Genomic DNA, 240 nt, shown 5'->3' on the forward strand with positions numbered 1-240 from the left:
TAAAATCCAGGTCGCTTTCGTCGTACTGCATCACCTGATCGCGGCGCGGGTACTCGCGCACCAGATGGAACGGGCAGTCGAAATGCTCCATGTCGTGACGGCCGAGCAGGATGCTTTTGACGATTTCCGGCACCGACTGCTGTTGGTAAATCCGGCTCTGCTTACCGCGCCCGGCCAGGGCCAGACGCGGTTGCAGGGTGACCGAATAGCGCGCCTCATCGCGGCTGGCGGATAGGCGCT

The 240-nt window shown here is 62.1% G+C and carries 1 protein-coding gene; it reads right to left on the bottom strand.

The features are described 5' to 3' along the window. The coding region (locus tag NR126_RS29235) for a contractile injection system protein, VgrG/Pvc8 family (protein ID WP_256832533.1) at positions 1-240 on the bottom strand (240 nt) is incomplete at both ends.

This window comes from Pseudomonas sp. Pse1 (genome assembly GCF_024519635.1).
Taxonomy (GTDB): domain Bacteria; phylum Pseudomonadota; class Gammaproteobacteria; order Pseudomonadales; family Pseudomonadaceae; genus Aquipseudomonas.